Source organism: Pseudomonas sp. PB3P13, assembly GCF_054897735.1.
On sequence record NZ_CM142702.1, the window covers coordinates 119906 to 140894 of the forward strand.

Here is a 20989-nt window from a genome sequence, read left to right on the forward strand (position 1 = left end):
AGCGCAACAAAGTGCAGAGTCGTCGCATGACACAGACATCAATCTGTAAAAACCATCCGCTATACAGGACGGCCCGCTTATAACGAAAAGGCCGTTCGTTCATGCCCTTCTTACCGCAGCGTCTTGCCCTGACCATCGCTCTTTTGGTGAGCACATCGGTCCATGCCAAAACCGTGCAAATCGACAATGCCACGACCGCCGCGCAAACCCTTGGCGGCAGCGACCTGCTGAAGATTTCGGCACCCGGCAGCATCACCAACAGTGGCAAAACGGTGAGCCTGAAGGACAGCACCAGCGGTGCCGGCGTGATGATCGACAACGCGGGCAAGATCATTTCCACGGGCGGGCGGGCAATCGACAGCAGTGGCGACCTCACCAAAGCGCGCAATTACAGCCTCTACAACCGCGCTGACGGACAAATCCTGGGCGCTAACGATGCGCTGCGCATCGACAGCAATTTTGCCAGCGGCACGTTGTTGATCGACAACAGCGGGCTGATTCGCTCCAGCACTGGACAGGGCCTGGACCTTGATGCGCTGCGCAGCGATGGCGCAAGCACAACGATCATCAACCGCGCGGGGGGTCTGATTCGCGGCGACGCCAGCGACGGCATGAAGACCGGCGCCAACGCGGCCATTACCAACTACGGCGAGATTTCCACCGGGAACTCCAAGATTGCCGATGACAAATTCGACGGTATCGACATCGACACCGCGACCGGTGTGGCCGTGACCAACTACGGGACAATTTCCGGTGGTCGGCATGGCATCACCACCGATCTCGGCGCCACGCTCACCAATTATGGGACCATCACTGGCCGCAACGGCTCGGGCTTCGGCTCCGACGGCGACGGCACGGTAATCAACCACGGCACTATCACGGGCGCCTATTCCGGGCTGCAAGCAAACGGTGACGGCGATGGCGTGGACATCGACAGCCTCGCGCACATCGAAAACTACGGCGTCATCCAAGGCATCGGCGCGGGCGGCGTGGACAAGGGCGGTTTTGCCAATGGCAGCGAAGGCATCGCATTGGGCGGCGGTTACGTCTTGAACGCCAAAGACGCACTGATCAGCGGCGCCACCAGTGCCATCCTGGTCGACGATGGCAGCGGCGGCGCGGGCGTGGCAGCGACCACGCTGGAAAACTTCGGCACTATCCAGGGCCTCGGCGGCTTCGGCGTGAAACTGGTGGGCGAGTATGACGACCGCGTCATAAACGGCGGCACCATCAGCGGCAGTAACGGTTTGGCCCTGGATATGGGCGGTGGGAACGACGAGCTTGTGTTGCGCGACGGCAGCCGCTTTGTCGGTGTGGTCGACGGTGGCACAGGATACGATCGTGTGGTGATGAACGACCCGGCCGGCGGCCGTTTGGCGGCCAGCCGGAATTTCGAATGGCTGGAGGTCCGACAAGGCGCGTGGACACTTGCCGGGCAAGGTGATTTCAGTGACGGCGGCGCGGTGCGCAACGGTGCGACCCTGATCAATCAGGGGGCAATTGCCGGTGATCTGACTGTCGACTCGGGCGGCATGTACGCCGGTGGCGGTTCGGTGGGCAATCTGTTGGTCAACGGAACCCTGCGCACCGATACCCGGCTGGGCACGGCGACGGTCGTCGGTGACCTGACCATGGGCAGCGGCTCGACTCTGGCCTACGGCGTCAACGCCGACGGCAGCAGCGCACCGATACAGGTCGGCGGCGTCGCCCGTCTGAATGGCGCAACATTGGCGGTGAACCCGGGCAATGGAACCTGGCCTTGGCAGAGCCGCTTTACGGTGCTGCAAGCCACGAGCATCGACGGCACCTTCGGCAGCGTCACCAGCGATTATGCGTTCCTCACGCCGACCCTCGACTACTCGCCCACCGAGGTCGATCTGACCTACACACGCAACGACATCGCTTTCAACCAATTCGCCGACACCGCCAACGGCAGCAATGCGGCCAACAGTCTGGCGTCGATGGGCAAGCACAATACGCTCTACAACGCGTTGCTCAACACCACCGGCGCCACCGCCGGCCACGCTATCGAACAACTGGCCGGCGCGAGCAACGCCAACCTGACGAGCGCAACACTGGCCGCCAGCAGCCAGATCGGTGGCAGCATGCTGTCGGCGATGCAGCAAATGGGTGGCGGTTCAGGATTGCTGGCGAGCGTCGACCAGCACGACACGCCTTTGCTCGCCGCCACCGGCGTACCGTCCGCGGCGCGCAACCTCAACGACCCGAACGCTCGGGGAAGACTCTGGCTGCAAGGCATCGGCGGCTACGGCAAGCTCGACGGCGAACACGGCAGCAGCGGCCTTGAGCAGCGCACCAAAGGCAGCGTGCTCGGCGCCGATTGGGCGCTCGATCCGCAATGGCGTCTGGGCGTACTCGGCGGTTATTCGAAGACGGATCTGGACGCCACGGGTGTCGATGGCAACGTCGAAAGCTGGCATGCCGGCGTTTACGCATTGCGTCAGAGTGGCCCGTTTGCCTTGCGTCTGGGTGCCGCCTGGAGCGGCCATCAGGGTGAAAGCAAACGCACCGTTGCCTTCAACGGTTTCAGCGACCGGCCCAAGGGTGATTACGACGCCGACAGCCAGCAAGCCTTCGCCGAGCTCGGCTACGCAATGGGCAACGGCCGCCTCAGCGCAGAACCCTTTGCCAGTGTCGGCTACCAGCGTTATCACCGCGATAGCTATGAGGAAAAAGGGGGTGCCGCTGCCTTGCAGGTCGACGGGCAAACCCAGGACAACTTCAACAGCACCCTCGGCGTACGACTGGCGCACCTGAGCACTCTCGACAATGGCATGAGCCTGACACCGCGCATGACTGCCGGCTGGAAGCACACGTACGGCGATGTCAGCAACTCGACCCGCCAGGCATTTGTGGTCGGGGGCACGGCATTCAGCGTTGACGGCAGCTCGCTGGATCGAGACAGCCTGGTGGTGGAGGCCGGGGTGGATCTGGCCCTTTCGGCCCGTCATTCGGTGGGCGTCGGCTATAGCGGCGAGCTCGGCAGCAACAGTCGCAATCATGGGTTGATTGGGCAGTGGCAAATGAGTTTTTGACTGTACGAAAAGTGCTGGTGTGTTGATGGGGTGTAGGTCATTGCTGCGCTCCATCATCAGCAAAAACCATCGCCGCGCTGCAACCAGCACTTTTTCTGCAAACCGCTTCGACAAAGCCTGCGCGGCTGGCAGAACCGCCTGACATCAGCAAAATCCGCCTTCTTTTAGAGTTTGGCCTCCTGTCAACAGAGGCCAAATTCGATGCCCGTTCAACCTAAATACCGTCCACATCATCTTGCACTGGCGATTGCGCTGGGGCTGGGTTGTGCTGATTTTTCGCTGGCTCAAGAGTTGCCGAGCGATGCCGTTTCCGTTGTGAACACCCCGGACCAACTCCTGGCGCAACTGGATGCGTTTATCAAACATGCCGACACTGTTCCCGTGTCGATCAGTAAACCAACAGAGGGTGAAAACCGGACCTTCGGTGAAGAAAACAACCTGGTCATAGTGTCAGGCCGGGCGACCATCAACGGGTCCATAGACGGCGGTGGCGGTGATAATTTTCTGCAACTGGATACCACAATCGGCGGAACGCTGGAGGACACTCGACATTTCAATGGACTGGAGGTCAAACGCAACACCTGGACCGTGAAAAGCTCTGACGACTTTGGCAGCGGTGTGGTGGTGCGTCCTAAGGCGACCCTGATCAATGAGGGAAATCTTGCCGGACGTGCATTGGTTCAAGGTGCAATGCTCAACAAGGGCTCAATCGCCGGGGCCGTCAAGATTGATAAAAAAGGCTCTTACGCGGGTGACGGCGTTGCGGGCTCACTCGAGGTAAACGGCAAGGTTTATGTAGGTGGGGTGAACGGTGCTCCCAGGGTCGATGGTGATCTGAACCTCACCAAGTCTGCAGAACTGAGCTACGAGGTGGGTGCCGACGGTTCAAGTAGCACGATGCTCGTCGAGGGTACCGCCAGTCTCGGTAAAGCCACGCTGAACATTGTCGCTCCCAAGGACTACTCGCTGACCACCGGGCACAGGATTCTGGAAGCCGGAAAAGTAGAGGGTGAGTTTGGGAACGTCATCAATGATCTGGCCTTCCTGGATCACACGCTTGAGTATCCGGGCACGACAGTGGATCTGATATTTGTGCGTAACGCAGTGACCATCGCAAGTTTGGGTACCTCCGAAAACGCACGCGAACTAGGCGCGAATATCGAAGAGCCAACTCATGTAATTCAGTCCCGGGAAACGCCTGAAAACACCCTGCCCATCACCGAGTTGCCGATTCCATCTGCTGAAAATGCCACCGCCATTGTTGCCCCGCAGGAACCCATTATCGAACCGGATCAACCGGTCCTGCCTGCCGAAGTTGTTACGCAAACGGCCGCCGCCGAGGTAACTGAGGATTACCCCGCAGTCGCGCCCGCTGTCACCATGAGCGCCCCTATCGCCGCCGAATCGCCCGCTGGCGCCGTCGCTCAAGCCGCCGCTCAACCTGTCGTTGTTCAACCCGTCGCAGTTCAACCCACAGTCGCTGCAACCGCTGCCGCACCGAAAGCAGCCGCCACGCCCAAAAATGCCGCCATCGCCGCCCTGCTGCGCAGCGACAAACTCACTGCCTCCCGCGCACTTGAACAACTGGCCAGCGGCAATACCGCCAATCTGGCCAAGGCCACCCTCAATAGCGACGCCCCGATCGGCGCCACCATGCTCTCGGCCATGCGCCAGCTTGACCGCAGCTTCGACAAATCAGGCGCGCGTAATGCGCCACGTCTCGCTGCTGGCAGCGAAGCCACCGGCAGAGTCTGGCTACAAACCCTGGGTCATGGCGGAACACTCGATCGCGATATGGATGCCCTGAAACATTCCACCAAAGGTCTGGTACTGGGCGCGGACTGGAGCGTCGGTGAAGCATGGCGCCTGGGGATGATCGGCGGTAAATCCGACACGCGTCTGGACAGCCGTGGACTCGATGGCGATCTTGACAGCTGGCACTTGGGCGCTTACGCCCTGCGCCAAAGCGGGCCTGTGTCGCTGCGTCTCGGTGCCGCGTACAGCCAACACGACGCGACCAGCAAACGTCGTGTTGCCTTCAACGGTTTCAGCGACCGCCTCAAGGGCCGTTACGACGCCAACTCCCAGCAGGCTTTTGCTGAACTGGGTTACAAACTGGACGTTGCCAACACCAGCATTGAGCCGTTTGCAGGCATCGGCTATCAACGCTATCAACGCGACAGCTACACGGAAAAAGGCGGAGCGGCGGCTTTGCAAATCCACGGCCAGACGCAGGACAACATCAGCAGCACCTTCGGGCTGCGTCTGGCCAGGCTCAATACTCTGGACAACGGTCTGCAACTGATCCCGCGATTCAGTGCCGGCTGGAAGCACACCTATGGCGAAATCGACAACCAGACCCGCCAACGACTGGTGACGGGCAGCCGCGACTTCACGGTGGCGGGTGCGGCGCAGGACCGTAACAGCCTGCTGGTGGATGCCGGGCTGGATCTGGCCGTGTCGGCCAGACATTCGCTCGGCATTGGCCTCAATGGTGAAGTCGGCACGGACAGTCGAAACCATGGTGTCACGGGCCGGTGGCGAATGAGCTTCTAACTCGTCAATCGACAAAACCCGGGCGAAAAAAAAGGGGAGCACATGCCCCCCCGAGGTTTAAAGCGGTAGATCGAGGCTGCTAACTCAGCCTTCGATTTCGATCAGGATTTCGCCGGGGTTCACCCGGTCGCCTTTGGCCACGTGAATGGCGGTGACTTTGCCGGAGACAGCTGCCTGGACCTCGGTTTCCATTTTCATGGCTTCGGTGATCAGCACAGCCTGTCCGGCCTTGACCGTATCGCCTTCACTCACCAGCACGTCGACGATGTTGCCCGGCATGGTGGTGCTGACGTGGCCCGGTGCAGTGGCTTGCTTGCGCTTGCTGCTGCCGCCGCTGACAAATTCGTTGAGCGGCTCGAACACCACTTCTTCGGGCATGCCGTCGATGGACAGATAGAAATGACGCTTGCCCTCAGCCTTGACGCCGACACCGGTGATGTCGACGCGGTAGGTTTCACCGTGGACATCGATGACGAATTCGGTCGGTACGCCTTCGCCACCGGCAGAGGTCACCGCGCCCGCTTCCGGAATCGGCAGCAGCACTTCAGGTGTCAGCGTGCCGGCGGCACGTTCTTCCAGGAATTTGCGCCCGATGTCCGGGAACATCGCGTAGGTCAGCACGTCTTCTTCGGACTTGGCCAAGGCACCGATATCGTTACGCAGCCTGGTCATCTCCGGCTTCAGCAGATCCGCCGGACGGACGTCGATCACGTCTTCACTCCCAATCGCCTGACGACGCAGTTTTTCATTCACGGTGCCCGGCGCCTTGCCGTAGCCGCCTTGCAGGTAAAGCTTCACTTCGTTGGTGATGGTCTTGTAGCGCTCGCCAGCCAGCACGTTGAAGAAGGCCTGGGTGCCGACGATCTGCGAGGTCGGCGTCACCAGTGGCGGAAAACCGAGGTCTTCGCGAACGCGCGGGATTTCAGCGAGCACTTCGCTCATGCGGTTCAAGGCGCCCTGCTCTTTCAACTGGTTGGCCAGGTTGGAAATCATCCCGCCCGGCACCTGGTTGACTTGCACACGGGTATCAACGGCGGTGAATTCGCTTTCGAACTGGTGATACTTCTTGCGCACGGCGTAGAAGTACAAGCCGATCTCTTGCAACAGTTCCAGGTTGAGGCCGGTGTCGTATTCACTGCCTTTGAGGGCCGCGACCATCGACTCGGTGCCTGGGTGGCTGGTACCGGAGGCGAAACTTGAGATGGCGGTGTCGATGTGGTCGGCGCCGTTTTCGATGGCCTTGAGTTGACACATGGTGGCCAGGCCGGCGGTGTCGTGGGAGTGGATGAAGACCGGTAGCGACTGCTCGCTTTTTAGAGCCTTGACCAACTCGCCCGTGGCATACGGGGTCAGCAAACCGGCCATGTCCTTGATAGCGACCGAATCGCAGCCCATGGCTTCCATCTGTTTGGCCTGTGCCACGAACGCGTCGATGGTGTGCACCGGACTGGTGGTGTATGCGATGGTGCCTTGAGCGTGTTTGCCGGCGGCTTTCACCGCCTCGATGGCCACGCGCAGGTTACGCACGTCGTTCATCGCGTCGAAGATGCGGAACACGTCGATGCCATTGACCGCTGCCTTGGCGACGAAAGCCTTGACCACGTCGTCGCTGTAATGACGATAGCCGAGCAGGTTCTGGCCACGCAGAAGCATTTGCAGACGCGTATTAGGCAGCGCGGCGCGCAATTGGCGCAGGCGCTCCCACGGGTCTTCCTTGAGGAAACGCATACAGGCGTCAAACGTTGCACCGCCCCAGCATTCCAGCGACCAGTAGCCGACTTTGTCGAGCTTGTCGCAGATCGGCAGCATGTCTTCGGTGCGCATGCGAGTGGCGAGCAGCGATTGGTGGGCGTCGCGCAGGATTGTGTCGGTGACGAAGATCTTTTTGCTCATTGGTATCTCCTCAAGGCGGCAAGCTGCCAGCTACAAGCCGCAAGCAAAAGCCAATCTGCTCTTACTTGCCGCTTACCGCTAAAAGCTTGCAGCTGCTCATTCATAAGCCTGCGTGTGCGGCGATGGCGGTGGCGATGGCCAGGGCCAGCTCTTCGGGTTTGCGCTTGATCGAGTAGTTGGTCAGTTCCGGATGGCTTTCAACGAAGCTGGTGTTGAACTGACCACTACGAAATTCCGGGTTGCGCAGGATTTCCTGATAGTACGCTGCAGTGGTCTTGACCCCTTGCAGACGCATGTCGTCGAGGGCGCGCAAGCCACGGTCCATCGCCTCTTCCCAGGTCAGCGCCCACACCACCAGTTTCAGGCACATCGAATCGTAGAACGGAGGAATGGTGTAGCCGGTGTAGATCGCCGTGTCAGTGCGCACGCCAGGGCCACCGGGTGCGTAGTAACGTGTAATCTTGCCGAAACTGGGGAGAAAGTTGTTTTTCGGGTCTTCGGCGTTGATCCGGAATTGCAGGGCGAAACCACGGTGATGGATGTCTTCCTGCTTAACCGAAAGCGGCAGCCCGGACGCGATGCGAATCTGCTCGCGGACGATGTCGATGCCGGTGATTTCTTCAGTGATGGTGTGCTCGACCTGAACCCGGGTGTTCATCTCCATGAAGTACACCTCACCTTCAGCGAGCAGGAACTCCACGGTGCCGGCGTTCTCGTAACCGACAGCCTTGGCCGCACGCACCGACAGGTCACCGATGTAGGCGCGCTGTTCCGGAGTAAGTTGCGGGCTCGGTGCGATCTCGATCAATTTCTGATTACGGCGCTGGATCGAGCAGTCACGCTCGAACAGGTGCACCACATTGCCGAAGCTGTCGCCGAGAATCTGCGCTTCGATGTGTTTCGGATTGACGATGCATTTTTCCAGAAACACTTCGGCCGATCCGAACGCCTTGGTGGCTTCGGAAATGACGCGGGGGAACGCCTGTTCAAGTTCTTCGCGGCTGTTGCAACGACGAATGCCGCGACCGCCGCCGCCGGAGGTGGCTTTGAGCATCACCGGATAACCGATCCGATCGCCTTCAACCAGCGCCTCTTCAATACCTGCGACGTTGCCTTCAGTGCCCGGTGTGACCGGCACGCCCGCCTTGATCATGCTGCGGCGTGCTTCGGTCTTGTCGCCCATGCGGCGAATGACTTCAGCCGATGGACCAATGAATTTGATTCCGCGCTCGGCGCAGATTTCCGCCAGCTCGGCGTTTTCTGACAGAAATCCGTAGCCGGGGTGCAACGCATCGCAGCCGGTTTCTACGGCCAGGTTCACCAATTTGCGGGGGTTAAGGTAACCCGCCAACGGATCGGGTCCGATGCTGTGGGCTTCATCCGCACGCTTCACGTGCAGGGCATGGCGGTCGGCGTCAGAAAAAACCGCGACCGAGCGAATGCCCATCTCGGCGCAGGCCCGCACGATTCGTACGGCAATCTCACCACGGTTGGCGATCAGGATCTTTGTTATCACTTGGAGTTTCCCTTGAGCCGGTGGCACCCACGACCTGCTAGACCAGGTCGACGCGTGACCAAATGTTTCCATTTAGTCGCAACCCCACACTAGCCCCCGCAAGGGATTAACAAAAATGATTAATAATTGGGATAGCTATAAGCAAAGACTTATAGTTGTCGCATCAGCCGCCTGACAGAGACACTCGACTATGCGTAAGTCCTTGATGCGTATGACATTGCGTCAATTGCAGATTTTCAACGAAGTCTGTGATCTGAGGTCTTATAGTCGAGCAGCCGAAGAGATGTCGCTCACACAACCTGCCGTGAGCTTGCAGATCCGTCAACTCGAAGAGCTGATCGGTCAGCCATTGTTCGATTATGTGGGCAAAAAACTCTACATGACTGAAGCGGCGGAAGCGCTGCAGCGCGCCAGTCGCGACATTTTCGGGCGTCTTGAGAATCTCGATATGCAGCTGTCGGACATGCAGGGATCATTACAGGGTCAGTTAAAACTGGCGGTCGAATCCAGCGCCAAGTACTTCGTCCCGCACCTGTTCGCCGCGTTCAAACGGCAGCACCCGGAAGTGAACCTGCACCTGACGGTAGTCAATCGCGGGCAAGTCATTCGGCGACTCTCGGACAATCGTGATGACCTGGTGATCATGTCGATGGTCCCGCAGGACATGGGCCTGGAGTTTCTGCCGTTTCTCAACAACCCGATCATCGCCGTGGCCCCCCCGGATCATCCGCTCAGCCACATGGGCCCGTTGCGCCTGCAGGATCTGGAACCTTACACATTGCTGCTGCGCGAACCGGGCTCAGGCACGCGGCTGGCCTGCGAGGAATATTTCAAGGAAAAACGCGTGCACTTCACGCAGACCCAGGAGGTCGCGTCGGCGGAGGCGCAGCGTGAATGTGTGCTGGCGGGTCTGGGCCTGGCGCTGTTGACGCGCCACGCCCTGAACCTTGAGTTGGCGACCGGCGCGCTGATTGAGTTGCCGGTCGAAGAGCTGCCTTTGTACCGTAGCTGGTGCCTGGTGCAGGCCAAGGCGAAGCGGCTGTCACCGGTTGCTCACGCGTTCCTTGCGTTTATCCGTAGCGAGCGGGTGCAGATCAGCGCGCTGGTTGAGCGCTTCGACGGGAAGTTACCGGTGCTGTCTGCCAGTAATTGAGTTCCAGATCGTCCGGGAAATCGCCGATTTCGGCCAGCAACTGACGGCGCTCGCAACGATCCTCGATCGCGCGGCGAAATTCCATGCGGCGCTGATCTTCCTGCTGACGACGGGTTTTGACGGCGCTGTTGCGTTCTTCGTAGGGCTGGGCCATTTCGAGTCTCCCAAGGCGTTTGCGGGAGTTTCAAGATAGGCGCAGTAGATGACGGTTTGGTAGCGGGTGGGTGACAAGCAGATGAATGTTTCTGCCATGGCGATATTCATTGTGGCGAGGGGGCTTGCCCCCGTGTGGCTGCGCAGCGGCCTCCTGGACAACCAGGTACTACGCTGCTTGCGAGAGTTTTGCGACTGCTTCGCAGCCGAACGGGAAAAATCCCCTCGCCACAGGGGTCGCATGTTGCCTTGATTCAGTCGTCCAGCGCTTTCACCGACTTGGGCGACAGCCGCAAACTACGCAGACTGCGCTTGACGCTCTTGAGGTGGTTGACCAGGCTCGGCCCTCGCGCCATTGCCACGCCCATCGCCAACACGTCGATCACCACGAGGTGCGCGATTCGGGAGGTCAGCGGTGTATAGATCTCGGTATCTTCATGCACATCAATCGCCAGATTGACGGTCGACAGCTCGGCCAACGGCGTCTGGCTCGGGCACAAAGTGATCAATGAAGCGCCGCTTTCGCGCACCAGGTTCGCAGTGATCAGCAGATCCTTGGAGCGCCCGGACTGGGAAATGCAGATCGCCACGTCGGTCGGTTTCAGCGTCACCGCCGACATCGCCTGCATGTGCGGATCGGAATACGCCGCCGCAGTCAGCAACAGCCGAAAGAACTTGTGCTGGGCATCGGCCGCCACCGCGCCCGAGGCGCCAAAACCATAAAATTCCACCCGTTGCGCCTGGGACATGAGCGTCACGGCGCGCTGCAATTCCACCGGATCGAGCCTCTCGCGAACCTCCATCAGCGTGTGCAGCGTGGTGTCGAAAATCTTCAGGCTGTAGTCGGCGACCGAGTCGTCTTCATGGATCGCAAACTGGCCGAAACTCGCCCCCGCCGCCAGGCTTTGCGCCAGCTTCAGTTTCAGATCCTGAAAACCCGAGCAACCGATAGCGCGGCAAAAACGCACGATGGTTGGCTCGCTGATGCCCACGCTGTGGGCCAGATCGGCCATGGAACTGTGCATCACCGCCGCAGGATCAAGCAGCACATGGTCGGCGACCTTGAGCTCCGACTTGCGTAACAGGTGGCGTGACTGGGCGATGTGTTGCAGCAAATTCAAGGGGTGGACTCTTTGTTATTGGCAGGTGCCGGGGATGTAGCACGCTTGTAGTTATACTACATGAATTGGCTTTTTGCCTGCTCAAAACGTAACCGATCCCCAGAGCCGCCGTGCCCGGCCTTCCATGTAGCGCACAGGGTTAGCGTTGAGCGGGCATCTGACGCTAATGCGGGACAAAAGCGTCAAACAGACTAACCATATACTGGCAAGTCAGATTAAAACGCCACACCCGCAACTAACCACACACGACATTACAATTTGAACGGCAAAACGCCCACAACAAAAAAGTTGCTTCAGTTAGAGTGCACTGGCAGGAAGCAATTAACTTAACTATGGAGCTACAACCTATGAGTATTCAAACTAAAAACTGGGCTGCACAAATCAATCGCATGCCTGGTGACGCTTTTTTTCGCACGACCGGCACTGTTACCGTAGCGCACACGGGCATTACCCCGACGCTGGTTTTCTGCCCGCTTCAGGACAAATCTTTCGATCTTCGACTGGAGTTGAAACTTGTAACTTCCAGTGAAGTCGCTTTGCAAGTGGTGACCGATAAACCCGTGGAATATAAAGTCGCGGGCGACTTGACGGTCACCGGCGTGAGTATCTTCTGTGAAGGCGAACTTGTTCATCACATCGACAAAGTAGACATCACTCATTAAGCGGCATCGCCTCTCCATCTTGTAACGGTGGAGAGGCACTCATTTGCAGGGTTCTTTCAGTTCTTATATTGCTCTCTCAGCAAGTTCGCCAAATCATCTGCCTCGACCGGCCGACTCACCAGATAACCCTGAACCTCATCGCAGCGCTCGGCTTTCAAAAACGCAAGCTGTTCCGCACGCTCCACACCCTCGGCAACGACTTTCAACGACAAACCGTGAGCCATCGCAATGATCGCCCGGGTAATTGCCGCATCCTCACTGCCATCGCCCAGCCCACGGATAAACGCCTGATCGATCTTCACGTAGTCCACCGGGATCCGCTTGAGGTAACTCAACGACGAGTAACCCGTGCCGAAATCGTCAATCGCCAGCTTTACGCCCAGATTGCGCAACTGCTGAAACGTGGCAATGATGTGCTCGACGCTGTCCAGCAACTGACTTTCCGTGAGTTCCAGTTCGAGGTATTGCGGCGCCAGGCCGGTCTCTTCCAGCACCTGCCGCACCAGGCTGACCAGTTTGCCCTGGCGCAGTTGATGCACTGACAGATTGACCGACACGCGGATCGGCTGCAGACCCTGGCGCTGCCATACGCAGGCTTGCCAGCACGCCTGACGCAGGACGAATTCGCCGATTGGGCCGATCAGCCCGGCTTCCTCTGCCAGCCCGATGAATTCTCCTGGCGGCACACTGCCCATCACCGGATGATCCCAGCGCACCAGCGCCTCTGCCGCATTCAACCGACCTGTGGAGAGGCACAGCTTCGGCTGATAAAACACTTTCAGCTGATTCTCTTCGATGGCTTTGCGCAACTGGTTTTCCAGCTGCAGACGCTCGAGGGTGCTGGCTTGCAGGCTGTCGGTGTAGAACTGGAAATTGTTGCCGCCCAGATGTTTGGCGTGTTGCATGGCGATGTTCGACTGACTGACCAACGCAGATATTTCCCGTGCATTGTCCGGCAACATGCTGATACCCATGGACGCGCTCACGACCAGCTCGTGCCCTTCGACAGTCACCGGCAAACGCAACTTGGTCGACAAACGAGTCGCCACTCGGGCCAGACTGGATAAGTTGCCATAAGTGTCGAACAGTACGGCAAACTCATCGCCGGATATTCGCGCGATGGTGTCCGCCTCCGGCACCGCGTTTATCAGGCGCCGGGCCATTTTCTGCAACAGTTGATCGGCAATGTCATGACCGAGGCTGTCATTAAGCAACTTGAATCGATCCAGGTTGATATGCAGCAGCGCCAGGCTGCGACCGCCCTGACGCATGCGCTGATGGGCTTCGTGCAACCGTTCGCGAAACAGCGAGCGATTGGCCAGCCCCGTCAGTTCGTCATAGTGCGTCAGGTAGCGCATGCGTTCTTCGGACTCACGTCGTGCCGACAAATCGGCGAAAAACCCTACGATGTGGCTGACATTTCCACGGGTATCGCGTACGGCGCTCAATTGCAGCCACTGCGGGTACAGCTCGCCATTCTTGCGCGTTTCGATCAACTCACCCTGCCAGCTGCCGGTCTGCTCCAGCGCTTGATGAATGACCGCGTAATGCCGACGGGCATCGCGACTGCACGGCAACTCGACGACGTTGCGACCCAGCATGTCTTTAATGTCATAGCCGGTGACGCGGCTGAAGGCCTGATTGATGGCGATCAGCGTGTAATCCGGATCGAAAATCACGATGCCTTCACTCGCGGCTTCGAACACAGTGGCCGCCAGTTGCCGCTGTTCCTCCAGCTTTTTACTGGCGCTGACATCGCGGCGCGTGCCGACCATGCGGATGACCCGGCCATCTTCGCTGCGCTCAACCGCACGACCACGGTCCTCGATCCACACCCAGTGGCCGTCGCCATGGCGCACGCGGTACTCGATCTGGTAATCCTCGCTTCGACCCTTCAAATGCTCGACCAGCGCGCGCTTGAGAGCAGGAACGTCGTCGGGATGCAAACGCGGTTTGAGGTGACGCAACAGGGCCGTGACGAATTCCGGCGCCAGGCCGAACAGTTCTTGAATCTGGGTGTGATGGACTTCGTCGGTCTGCAGGTTCCAGTCCCAGAGGCCTAGCTCACTGGCCTTCAACGCAAGGGCAAGCCGTGCTTCACTTTTGCTCAGCGCCTGGGTTGCCGCTTCGAGCTCCAGGTTGCGCTGGGCAACGTGGCCTTCAAGGCCGACCTGAATGTCGAGCAATTCCTTTTCGGCCCGGCGCCGCTGGTCGATTTCCTTGGCCAGCGCATGGTTGAGCTGGTCGCTGCAGCCTTGTGCTTTGCGCAAGTGCTCGATCAAGGATTGATTCTGGAAGCGTCGCAGCAACTCACGATCAATCAGGCGATTGACCTGCCAGGCGACCACGCTCAGCGATCCGAGCAAAATCAGACCAAACCAGCCCCAACCCTGCCCCAGTTCGTCACCCCCCCAGAACAGATAGGCTATCGCCGGCAGCAGACAGGGCAAGGTAAAAGACAGGAAGGCAGGCAGACTGACGGCATACGCCACGCTGGCCGACAATGCCGCCGCGCCAATCAGGCCGAACACCCAGGCTTGTTGCATGAAGTTGTCGACGGGCACCAGGGCAATGCCGGCCCCGGCCAACGTCAGGCCGGTCATGGCCGAGCCCAGCATGAACATGCGTCGCCAGACCGGATGGGCCTGGCGGTTGGGAATAGCCGAATCGAAAGCCGCAACCTGGATCACTCGCAGTGCCACCAGAGACAGCAACCACACCAGCCAGACACTCACCTCGAAATAGCGCTGCGGGCTCCACAGCAGCCACGCACACACCAGACCATTGATCAGCATGAACAGCGTCGGCAACAGCGAGCCCTGGTACAGCAAGCGCGTGCGCTCGACCGCCATTTCCATGGCGTACTGTTTGCGAATAACCCGCGGCTCCACAGTGGGGCCCGACAGGTCGAAACTGACGGTCATAGGCGTAGTTCTTGTTCTTATAATGACGAGCGTGAGCCCGGAACGTGGACGGAGCATACACAAGCCAATGGCCTTACCAAACAGCTCCGAAGCATATATTCGACGAAAGCCCTGGCCGCATTTGCCTGCCTGAAACCCTGCAGGCTAGGGCTGCCAATGGCTGTAGCCGGTGACTGACCGGTCGTCCCGCATGCATCTTTCATCGGCTGAAGCAAAGCGATGTTTGCCCGGTGTGGCGCGGCCCCCTAGAATGCCCCGATGCGCGATGATCTCTCCCTTCTGCTGAACTCCCTCAACGATGCCCAACGTCAGGCCGTAGCCGCCGCCGTGGGTCGTCAGTTGGTCCTGGCCGGTGCTGGTTCCGGTAAAACCCGAGTGCTGGTGCACCGTATCGCCTGGTTGATCCAGGTCGAGAACGCCTCGCCCCATTCGATCCTGTCGGTGACGTTCACCAACAAGGCCGCCGCCGAGATGCGTCATCGCATCGAGCAACTGATGGGGATCAACCCTGCCGGCATGTGGGTCGGCACCTTCCACGGCCTGGCGCACCGCTTGCTGCGGGCGCACTGGCAGGAAGCCGGGCTGAGCCAGACTTTCCAGATTCTCGACAGCGACGATCAGCAACGGCTGGTCAAGCGGGTCATTCGCGAGCTGGGACTGGACGAACAACGCTGGCCGGTCCGTCAGGCGCAGTGGTTCATCAACGGGCAGAAAGACGAAGGTCTGCGGCCGCAGCACATTCAGGCCAGCGGCGACCTGTTCCTGTCGACCATGCGCAGCATTTATGAAGCCTATGAGGCTGCGTGCGCCCGGGCGGGTGTGATCGATTTCTCCGAGTTGCTGCTGCGCGCCCTCGACCTGTGGCGCGATAACCCTGGTCTGCTCGCGCACTATCAAAAGCGCTTCCGGCACATTCTGGTGGACGAGTTCCAGGACACCAACGCCGTGCAGTACGCCTGGTTGCGCCTGCTGGCCAAGGGTGGCGACAGCTTGATGGTGGTCGGCGATGACGATCAGTCGATCTACGGCTGGCGCGGCGCGAAAATCGAAAATATCTATCAGTACTCCGATGATTTCCCGGATGCCGAAGTGATTCGTCTGGAGCAGAACTATCGCTCCACCGCCGGCATTCTCAAGGCTGCGAACGCCCTGATCGCCAACAATACCGGGCGGATGGGCAAAGAGCTGTGGACCGACGGCGGCGAAGGCGAAGCGATCAATCTCTACGCCGCTTTCAACGAACATGACGAAGCACGCTACGTGGTGGAAACCATCGAAAGTGCGCTCAAAACAGGCCTCGCTCGCAGTGATATTGCGATTTTGTACCGCTCGAACGCCCAATCGCGCGTTTTGGAAGAAGCCTTGCTGCGCGAGCGTATCCCGTATCGCATTTATGGCGGTCAACGCTTTTTCGAACGCGCTGAAATCAAAAACGCCATGGCCTACCTGCGTTTGCTGGAAGGACGTGGCAACGACGCGGCGCTGGAACGGGTGATCAACGTGCCGGCACGTGGCATCGGCGAAAAAACTGTCGAAGCGATTCGCGAACACGCGCGCCATAGCCACGTCTCGATGTGGGAAGCCATGCGCCAGCTCGTGGCCAATAAGGGTTTGACCGGTCGCGCTGCCGGCGCGCTCGGGGCATTTGTCGAACTGATCGAAAACCTTGCCGCCAAGTGCATGGAGATGCCTTTGCACTTGATGACCCAGACCGTCATCGAACAATCAGGCTTGATCGCCTATCACCAGGCTGAAAAAGGCGAGAAAGGCCAGGCTCGGGTGGAAAACCTTGAGGAACTGGTCAGCGCCGCGCGCAACTTCGAGAATGCCGAAGAAGAGGAAGACCTCACGCCACTGGCGGCCTTTCTGGGTCATGCCTCACTGGAAGCCGGAGATACTCAAGCCGAAGAGCATGAAGACAGCATCCAGTTGATGACGCTGCACAGCGCCAAAGGCCTGGAGTTCCCCTATGTGTTCCTGGTGGGCATGGAAGAAGGCTTGTTCCCGCACAAGATGAGTCTGGAGGAACCCGGCCGTCTTGAGGAAGAACGCCGTCTTGCCTATGTCGGCATCACCCGGGCCATGCAGAACCTGGTGATGACATACGCAGAAACCCGCCGCCTGTATGGCAGCGAAACCTACAACAAGGTGTCGCGTTTCGTACGTGAAGTACCCAAAGGCCTGATTCAGGAAGTACGCTTGTCCAACAGCGTCAGCCGTCCGTTCGGGGGCGGCCAGCAGCAGAGCTCCAGCAGCCTGTTTGGCGGCAGCGAAATCCCGGACACCGGTTTCAGTCTGGGCCAGGCCGTGCGGCATTCGGTGTTTGGCGACGGTGTCATCCTCAACTTCGAAGGCGCCGGTGCTCAGGCCCGGGTGCAGGTGAATTTCAGCGAAGGCAGCAAGTGGCTGATGCTGGGTTACGCCAAGCTCGAAGCGATTTAGACGACGGATAATCCAGTGTGGGAGTAAGCTGGGCTTCCACTGGATTAATTCCTACAGAACTTATTCGTCCGTCCTACAGACCAACGTTAACAGGGCTTACAGCGCTGACTGGAGCTGAACTACACCTGTCAGGCAAAAGCCCGAAACACTCTGCCGCTAGCCAGCAACACTTCACCTGTGCAACATGGCGCGCGTGCCTTCCACAAATGGGAATTCCCTCTATGAAACGTTTTCTTAGCATCGCCATGGCGTTGTGCATCGGCCTGACGATGAGCCTCGACGCCAACGCCAAGCGCTTTGGTGGCGGCAAGAGCTCTGGCGCTGCGCCGACTCACCAGACCAGCCAAATGGCTCCTTCTTCTGCCGCCGGTGGCGCTGCTGCCACTGCCGGTGCGGCCGGTGCCGCTGGCGCTGCCGCCAAAGCGGGCGGTGCTTCGCGCTGGCTCGGCCCTCTCGCCGGTATCGCTGCCGGTGGTCTTCTCGCTTCCATGTTCATGGGTGGCGGCTTCGAGGGCATGCAGATCTTCGATATCCTGATCATGGCGGTCATCGCCTTCCTGGTCTTCCGTTTCATCGCCGCTCGTCGTCGCAAGCAGCAGTCGCATCTGGCTCCAGCCGGCGCTCCGATGCAGCGTGAAGTGTTCGAGCAGAAGCCAGCAGGCATGGGTTCAATCTTCGGCGGTTCGGCCGCACCTGTAGCCGCTCGCCCGGTGATCAACGCGCCAGCCTGGTTCAATGAAAACAACTTCATTGAAGCGGCCCGCAACCACTTCCAGTCGCTTCAGCAGCACTGGGATGCCAACGAAATGGACAAGATCTCCGAGTTCGTGACCCCGCAACTGCTTGAGTTCCTCAAGCGTGAACGTGCGGATCTGGGTGATGGTTTCCAGTCCACCTACATTGATAACCTCAGCGTTCAGCTGGACGGCGTCGATGATCGTGCGGACAAGACCATCGCTACCCTGACCTTCAGCGGTCTGTCGAAGACTTCCCGTTTCGACCAGGGCGAAGCGTTCAGCGAAAGCTGGAACATGGAACGCCCACAAGGCGAGAACCAGCCTTGGCTGGTAGCCGGTATCCGCCAGAACGGCTGAACATACCTGCAGTAAACGTGTCGCAATAAAAAGCCCCGGCCGTTGGCCGGGGTTTTCTATTTCACGGTTGCATCTATTGCGAGCTACCGTATAAACCGCCCCAACCAAACCGCGCCACCAGCCAGAGGATCCCGGACGTGGAAGAAATCATCGAACAACTACGTGAAGCCAACGAACCTGTACCGGTCCCCTTGGAGTTGCCCGACGAAGACCTTCTGGTTGAAATCGAAGAACAGCTGTTCATCGACATTCCGTTTGTCTTCAGAGAGTTTTTGCTGACGGTCAGCGACGTGGTCTACGGCAGCCTGGAGCCGGTAACCGTCACCGATCCGCAGTCGCATACCTATCTGCCGGACGTAGCCGCCAATGCCTGGGATGCCGGAGTAGATCGCAGCCTCATCCCGATCTGTCAGGACGGCGACGACTACTACTGTGTCGAAGAAGACGGGACCGTGGTGCTGTGGCAGGCCGAGGAAGAGTTGATCGCTGAAGAAACCTGGGAATCGGTTTGGCACTGGGCGCGGGACGTGTGGCTGGAAAGCTGAGCAATCGTAAACCTGTAGCGGCTGACGCAGCCTTTGGCAGCGGCTACAGGGATTAGTGGGTTGAGGAATCCTTGTGGTTGTCCAGCGTTTCAAGCAGCGCCACTTGCATCCGCGTATGCACGCGGATGAACCACCGCCACAGCAGTGCCGCGACAGCAGCCGCGACCACGGCGATCAACATCAGTAACTTGTTGGTCGGCAAGATACTCGCCGACAGGGCTGCCAACAGCAGGAAAATCACCAGCAGCGAGAGGATCGGAATGACCTCGGCGATCACTCGACGCACTCGCTCCGTATGGCGCCCCGCCATTTCCGGCTTCACGCCCATCTCCGCCAGCAACATCGACAGCGCCTTGAGCTTGCGGTAAGCCGCAATCAGGAATGGCAGCGACAGCAGTAGCGCCCCACCCCAGATCAACGCCTTCTGCCAGCTCGGATCGCTGATCCAGTCCTGAAGATAGGCCGACATGCGCTCGGCAAAAAAAGCACCGGAAAAGAAAATCGCTATCACCAGTGCCAGATTGACCCCCACCTGCAACAGAATCCGCCGGATCATTGATGCCAGCAGCGCACCCTCGCCCTGCGGCTGAATGCTGCGCAGCCATTCCCCGTACATGCTCAACACGCGGCCCAGCCGTTGTGGCATGACGGCGGCCAGTTTGATCGATAATGGATCGGCCGCGCGAATCAGGTACGGCGTCAGCAGTGTGGTCAGCACGGAAACCGCTACCGCCACCGGATAAAGAAAGTTGCTGGTGACCTGCAGGGTGATCCCCAGCGACGCGATGATGAAGGAGAATTCACCAATCTGTGAAAGCCCCATCCCCACGCGCAGTGAGGTGCGTCCGTCATTGCCGGCGATGAAGGCGCCCAAGCCGCAGGACAACATCTTGCCGAGCACCACGGCCAAGGTAATCACGGCGATTGGCCAGGCATATTCCAGCAGGATCATCGGATCGAGCATCAGCCCGATCGCCACGAAAAAGATGGCGCTGAAGAGGTCGCGAACCGGTTCGACCAACCTTTCGATCTTCAACAACTGCCGGGATTCGGCCATGATCGCGCCAATCAGAAACGCGCCGAGCACCATGCTGTACTCGAGTTTGACCACCAGCAGACAGAAACCAAAACACAGCCCCAACACCGTGATCAGCAGCATCTCGTTGCTTTCGAACCTGGCGACATAGGCCAGCAGGCGCGGCACCAGCAGAATGCCGATGACCAAGGCGACGATCATGAACAGCGACAGTTTGCCAACCGTGGAGAACACTTCACCGGAACTCACCGTACCGCTGACCGCGATGCTCGAGAGCAAAGCGATGATGCCGATGCCAAGGATGTCCTCGACGATCAACACACCAAAGATCAACTGGGCGAAACGTTCGTTTTTCATCTTCAAGTCGTTGAGCGCTTTGACGATGATGGTGGTCGAGGAGATCGCCAGGATCGCGCCAAGGAACAGCGAGTCCATCGTGTTCCAGTCAAACCAGCGGCCAATCTCATAGCCAATCCAGATCATCAGCACGATTTCAAGGAACGCGGCGATAAACGCCGTGGCGCCGACCTTGAACAACTTGCGCAGGCTGAACTCGAGACCCAGACAGAACATCAGGAAAATCACCCCCAGCTCGGCGAGTGTCTTGATGGTTTCTTCATCGTGGATCAGGCCGAACGGCGGTGTATGCGGGCCGATGATGAAGCCCGCGACGATGTAACCCAGGACCACTGGCTGTTTGAAGCGATGAAAGAGCACTGTCACCACACCCGCGACCAACATGATCACTGCCAGATCCTGAATAAAACTGACGGCATGCATGGTGTGGGCTCCTTGGGGACAAAGCTCAGTCGTCAGACGCGGGAAATGTCTGACGGAG

At 59.1% G+C, this 20989-nt stretch carries 13 protein-coding genes; 7 read left to right on the plus strand and 6 right to left on the minus strand.

Annotation, left to right across the window (positions count from 1 at the left end; all coding sequences use genetic code 11):
• Nucleotides 1-101: 101 nt before the first annotated feature.
• The gene (locus tag ACYZT1_RS00535; RefSeq protein ID WP_462017181.1) at nucleotides 102-3056 is read left to right on the plus strand and encodes an autotransporter outer membrane beta-barrel domain-containing protein; all 2955 of its coding nucleotides are present in this window, start codon (nucleotides 102-104) and stop codon (nucleotides 3054-3056) included.
• Between the two features lie 201 nt (nucleotides 3057-3257).
• The gene (locus ACYZT1_RS00540) at nucleotides 3258-5612 is read left to right on the plus strand and encodes an autotransporter outer membrane beta-barrel domain-containing protein (protein ID WP_462017182.1); all 2355 of its coding nucleotides are present in this window, start codon (nucleotides 3258-3260) and stop codon (nucleotides 5610-5612) included.
• 84 nt (nucleotides 5613-5696) lie between these two features.
• Here ACYZT1_RS00540 and oadA read toward each other — a convergent pair whose 3' ends face one another.
• A complete protein-coding gene (oadA, locus tag ACYZT1_RS00545) occupies nucleotides 5697-7505 on the minus strand; it encodes a sodium-extruding oxaloacetate decarboxylase subunit alpha (RefSeq protein WP_462017183.1) in 1809 nt (602 codons plus the stop codon).
• 100 nt (nucleotides 7506-7605) lie between these two features.
• On the minus strand, nucleotides 7606-9021 hold the full coding sequence (locus tag ACYZT1_RS00550; RefSeq protein WP_462017184.1) for an acetyl-CoA carboxylase biotin carboxylase subunit: 1416 nt from the start codon (nucleotides 9019-9021) through the stop codon (nucleotides 7606-7608).
• Between the two features lie 205 nt (nucleotides 9022-9226).
• On the opposite strand from ACYZT1_RS00550, the gene ACYZT1_RS00555 reads away from it, so the two are divergent.
• The gene (locus ACYZT1_RS00555; protein WP_462019320.1) at nucleotides 9227-10174 is read left to right on the plus strand and encodes a LysR family transcriptional regulator; all 948 of its coding nucleotides are present in this window, start codon (nucleotides 9227-9229) and stop codon (nucleotides 10172-10174) included.
• Here ACYZT1_RS00555 and ACYZT1_RS00560 read toward each other — a convergent pair.
• Together ACYZT1_RS00560 and hexR are read right to left on the minus strand one after the other, a co-directional pair.
• Nucleotides 10116-10328, minus strand: a complete 213-nt coding sequence (locus tag ACYZT1_RS00560; protein ID WP_462017185.1) for a PA3496 family putative envelope integrity protein — start codon at nucleotides 10326-10328, stop codon at nucleotides 10116-10118. The genes ACYZT1_RS00555 and ACYZT1_RS00560 overlap by 59 nt on opposite strands.
• Nucleotides 10329-10581: 253 nt before the next feature.
• Entirely contained in the window at nucleotides 10582-11448 is an 867-nt protein-coding gene (gene hexR / locus ACYZT1_RS00565; protein WP_028620399.1) for a transcriptional regulator HexR, read from the minus strand.
• Nucleotides 11449-11795: 347 nt separating this feature from the next.
• On the opposite strand from hexR, the gene ACYZT1_RS00570 reads away from it, so the two are divergent.
• Nucleotides 11796-12110: a hypothetical protein gene (locus ACYZT1_RS00570; protein ID WP_462017186.1), complete on the plus strand. Its 315-nt coding sequence runs from the start codon at nucleotides 11796-11798 to the stop codon at nucleotides 12108-12110.
• Between the two features lie 56 nt (nucleotides 12111-12166).
• Here ACYZT1_RS00570 and ACYZT1_RS00575 read toward each other — a convergent pair whose 3' ends face one another.
• Complete coding sequence (locus ACYZT1_RS00575) at nucleotides 12167-15034, minus strand: EAL domain-containing protein (protein WP_462017187.1); 2868 nt, start codon at nucleotides 15032-15034, stop codon at nucleotides 12167-12169.
• 258 nt (nucleotides 15035-15292) lie between these two features.
• Between ACYZT1_RS00575 and uvrD the strand changes: the two genes are divergently transcribed.
• The 3 genes from uvrD to ACYZT1_RS00590 all read left to right on the plus strand — a co-directional run bounded on the left by uvrD (nucleotide 15293) and on the right by ACYZT1_RS00590 (nucleotide 19115).
• Entirely contained in the window at nucleotides 15293-17476 is a 2184-nt protein-coding gene (gene uvrD / locus ACYZT1_RS00580) for a DNA helicase II (RefSeq protein WP_462017188.1), read from the plus strand.
• A 221-nt stretch (nucleotides 17477-17697) separates the two neighbouring features.
• Nucleotides 17698-18570, plus strand: coding sequence for a Tim44 domain-containing protein (locus ACYZT1_RS00585; RefSeq protein WP_462017189.1), 873 nt, complete (start codon nucleotides 17698-17700; stop codon nucleotides 18568-18570).
• Between the two features lie 137 nt (nucleotides 18571-18707).
• Nucleotides 18708-19115, plus strand: a complete 408-nt coding sequence (locus ACYZT1_RS00590) for an SMI1/KNR4 family protein (RefSeq protein WP_003187120.1) — start codon at nucleotides 18708-18710, stop codon at nucleotides 19113-19115.
• A gap of 52 nt (nucleotides 19116-19167) precedes the next feature.
• Here the strand turns inward: ACYZT1_RS00590 and ACYZT1_RS00595 are convergent, their stop codons facing one another.
• Nucleotides 19168-20931 carry a cation:proton antiporter gene (locus tag ACYZT1_RS00595; RefSeq protein WP_462017190.1) on the minus strand — a complete coding sequence of 588 codons (1764 nt, stop codon included), beginning with the start codon at nucleotides 20929-20931 and terminating at the stop codon, nucleotides 19168-19170.
• Between the last annotated feature and the right edge of the window lie 58 nt (nucleotides 20932-20989).

Bases quoted from the DNA above. Each gene is read 5' to 3' on its own strand.
- ACYZT1_RS00535 (WP_462017181.1), top strand. From the start codon at position 102: ATGCCCTTCTTACCGCAGCGTCTTGCCCTGACCATCGCTCTTTTGGTG.
- ACYZT1_RS00540 (WP_462017182.1), top strand. From the start codon at position 3,258: ATGCCCGTTCAACCTAAATACCGTCCACATCATCTTGCACTGGCGATT.
- oadA (WP_462017183.1), bottom strand. From the start codon at position 7,505: ATGAGCAAAAAGATCTTCGTCACCGACACAATCCTGCGCGACGCCCAC.
- ACYZT1_RS00555 (WP_462019320.1), top strand. From the start codon at position 9,227: ATGCGTATGACATTGCGTCAATTGCAGATTTTCAACGAAGTCTGTGAT.
- ACYZT1_RS00560 (WP_462017185.1), bottom strand. From the start codon at position 10,328: ATGGCCCAGCCCTACGAAGAACGCAACAGCGCCGTCAAAACCCGTCGT.
- ACYZT1_RS00570 (WP_462017186.1), top strand. From the start codon at position 11,796: ATGAGTATTCAAACTAAAAACTGGGCTGCACAAATCAATCGCATGCCT.
- ACYZT1_RS00575 (WP_462017187.1), bottom strand. From the start codon at position 15,034: ATGACCGTCAGTTTCGACCTGTCGGGCCCCACTGTGGAGCCGCGGGTT.
- uvrD (WP_462017188.1), top strand. From the start codon at position 15,293: ATGCGCGATGATCTCTCCCTTCTGCTGAACTCCCTCAACGATGCCCAA.
- ACYZT1_RS00585 (WP_462017189.1), top strand. From the start codon at position 17,698: ATGAAACGTTTTCTTAGCATCGCCATGGCGTTGTGCATCGGCCTGACG.
- ACYZT1_RS00595 (WP_462017190.1), bottom strand. From the start codon at position 20,931: ATGCATGCCGTCAGTTTTATTCAGGATCTGGCAGTGATCATGTTGGTC.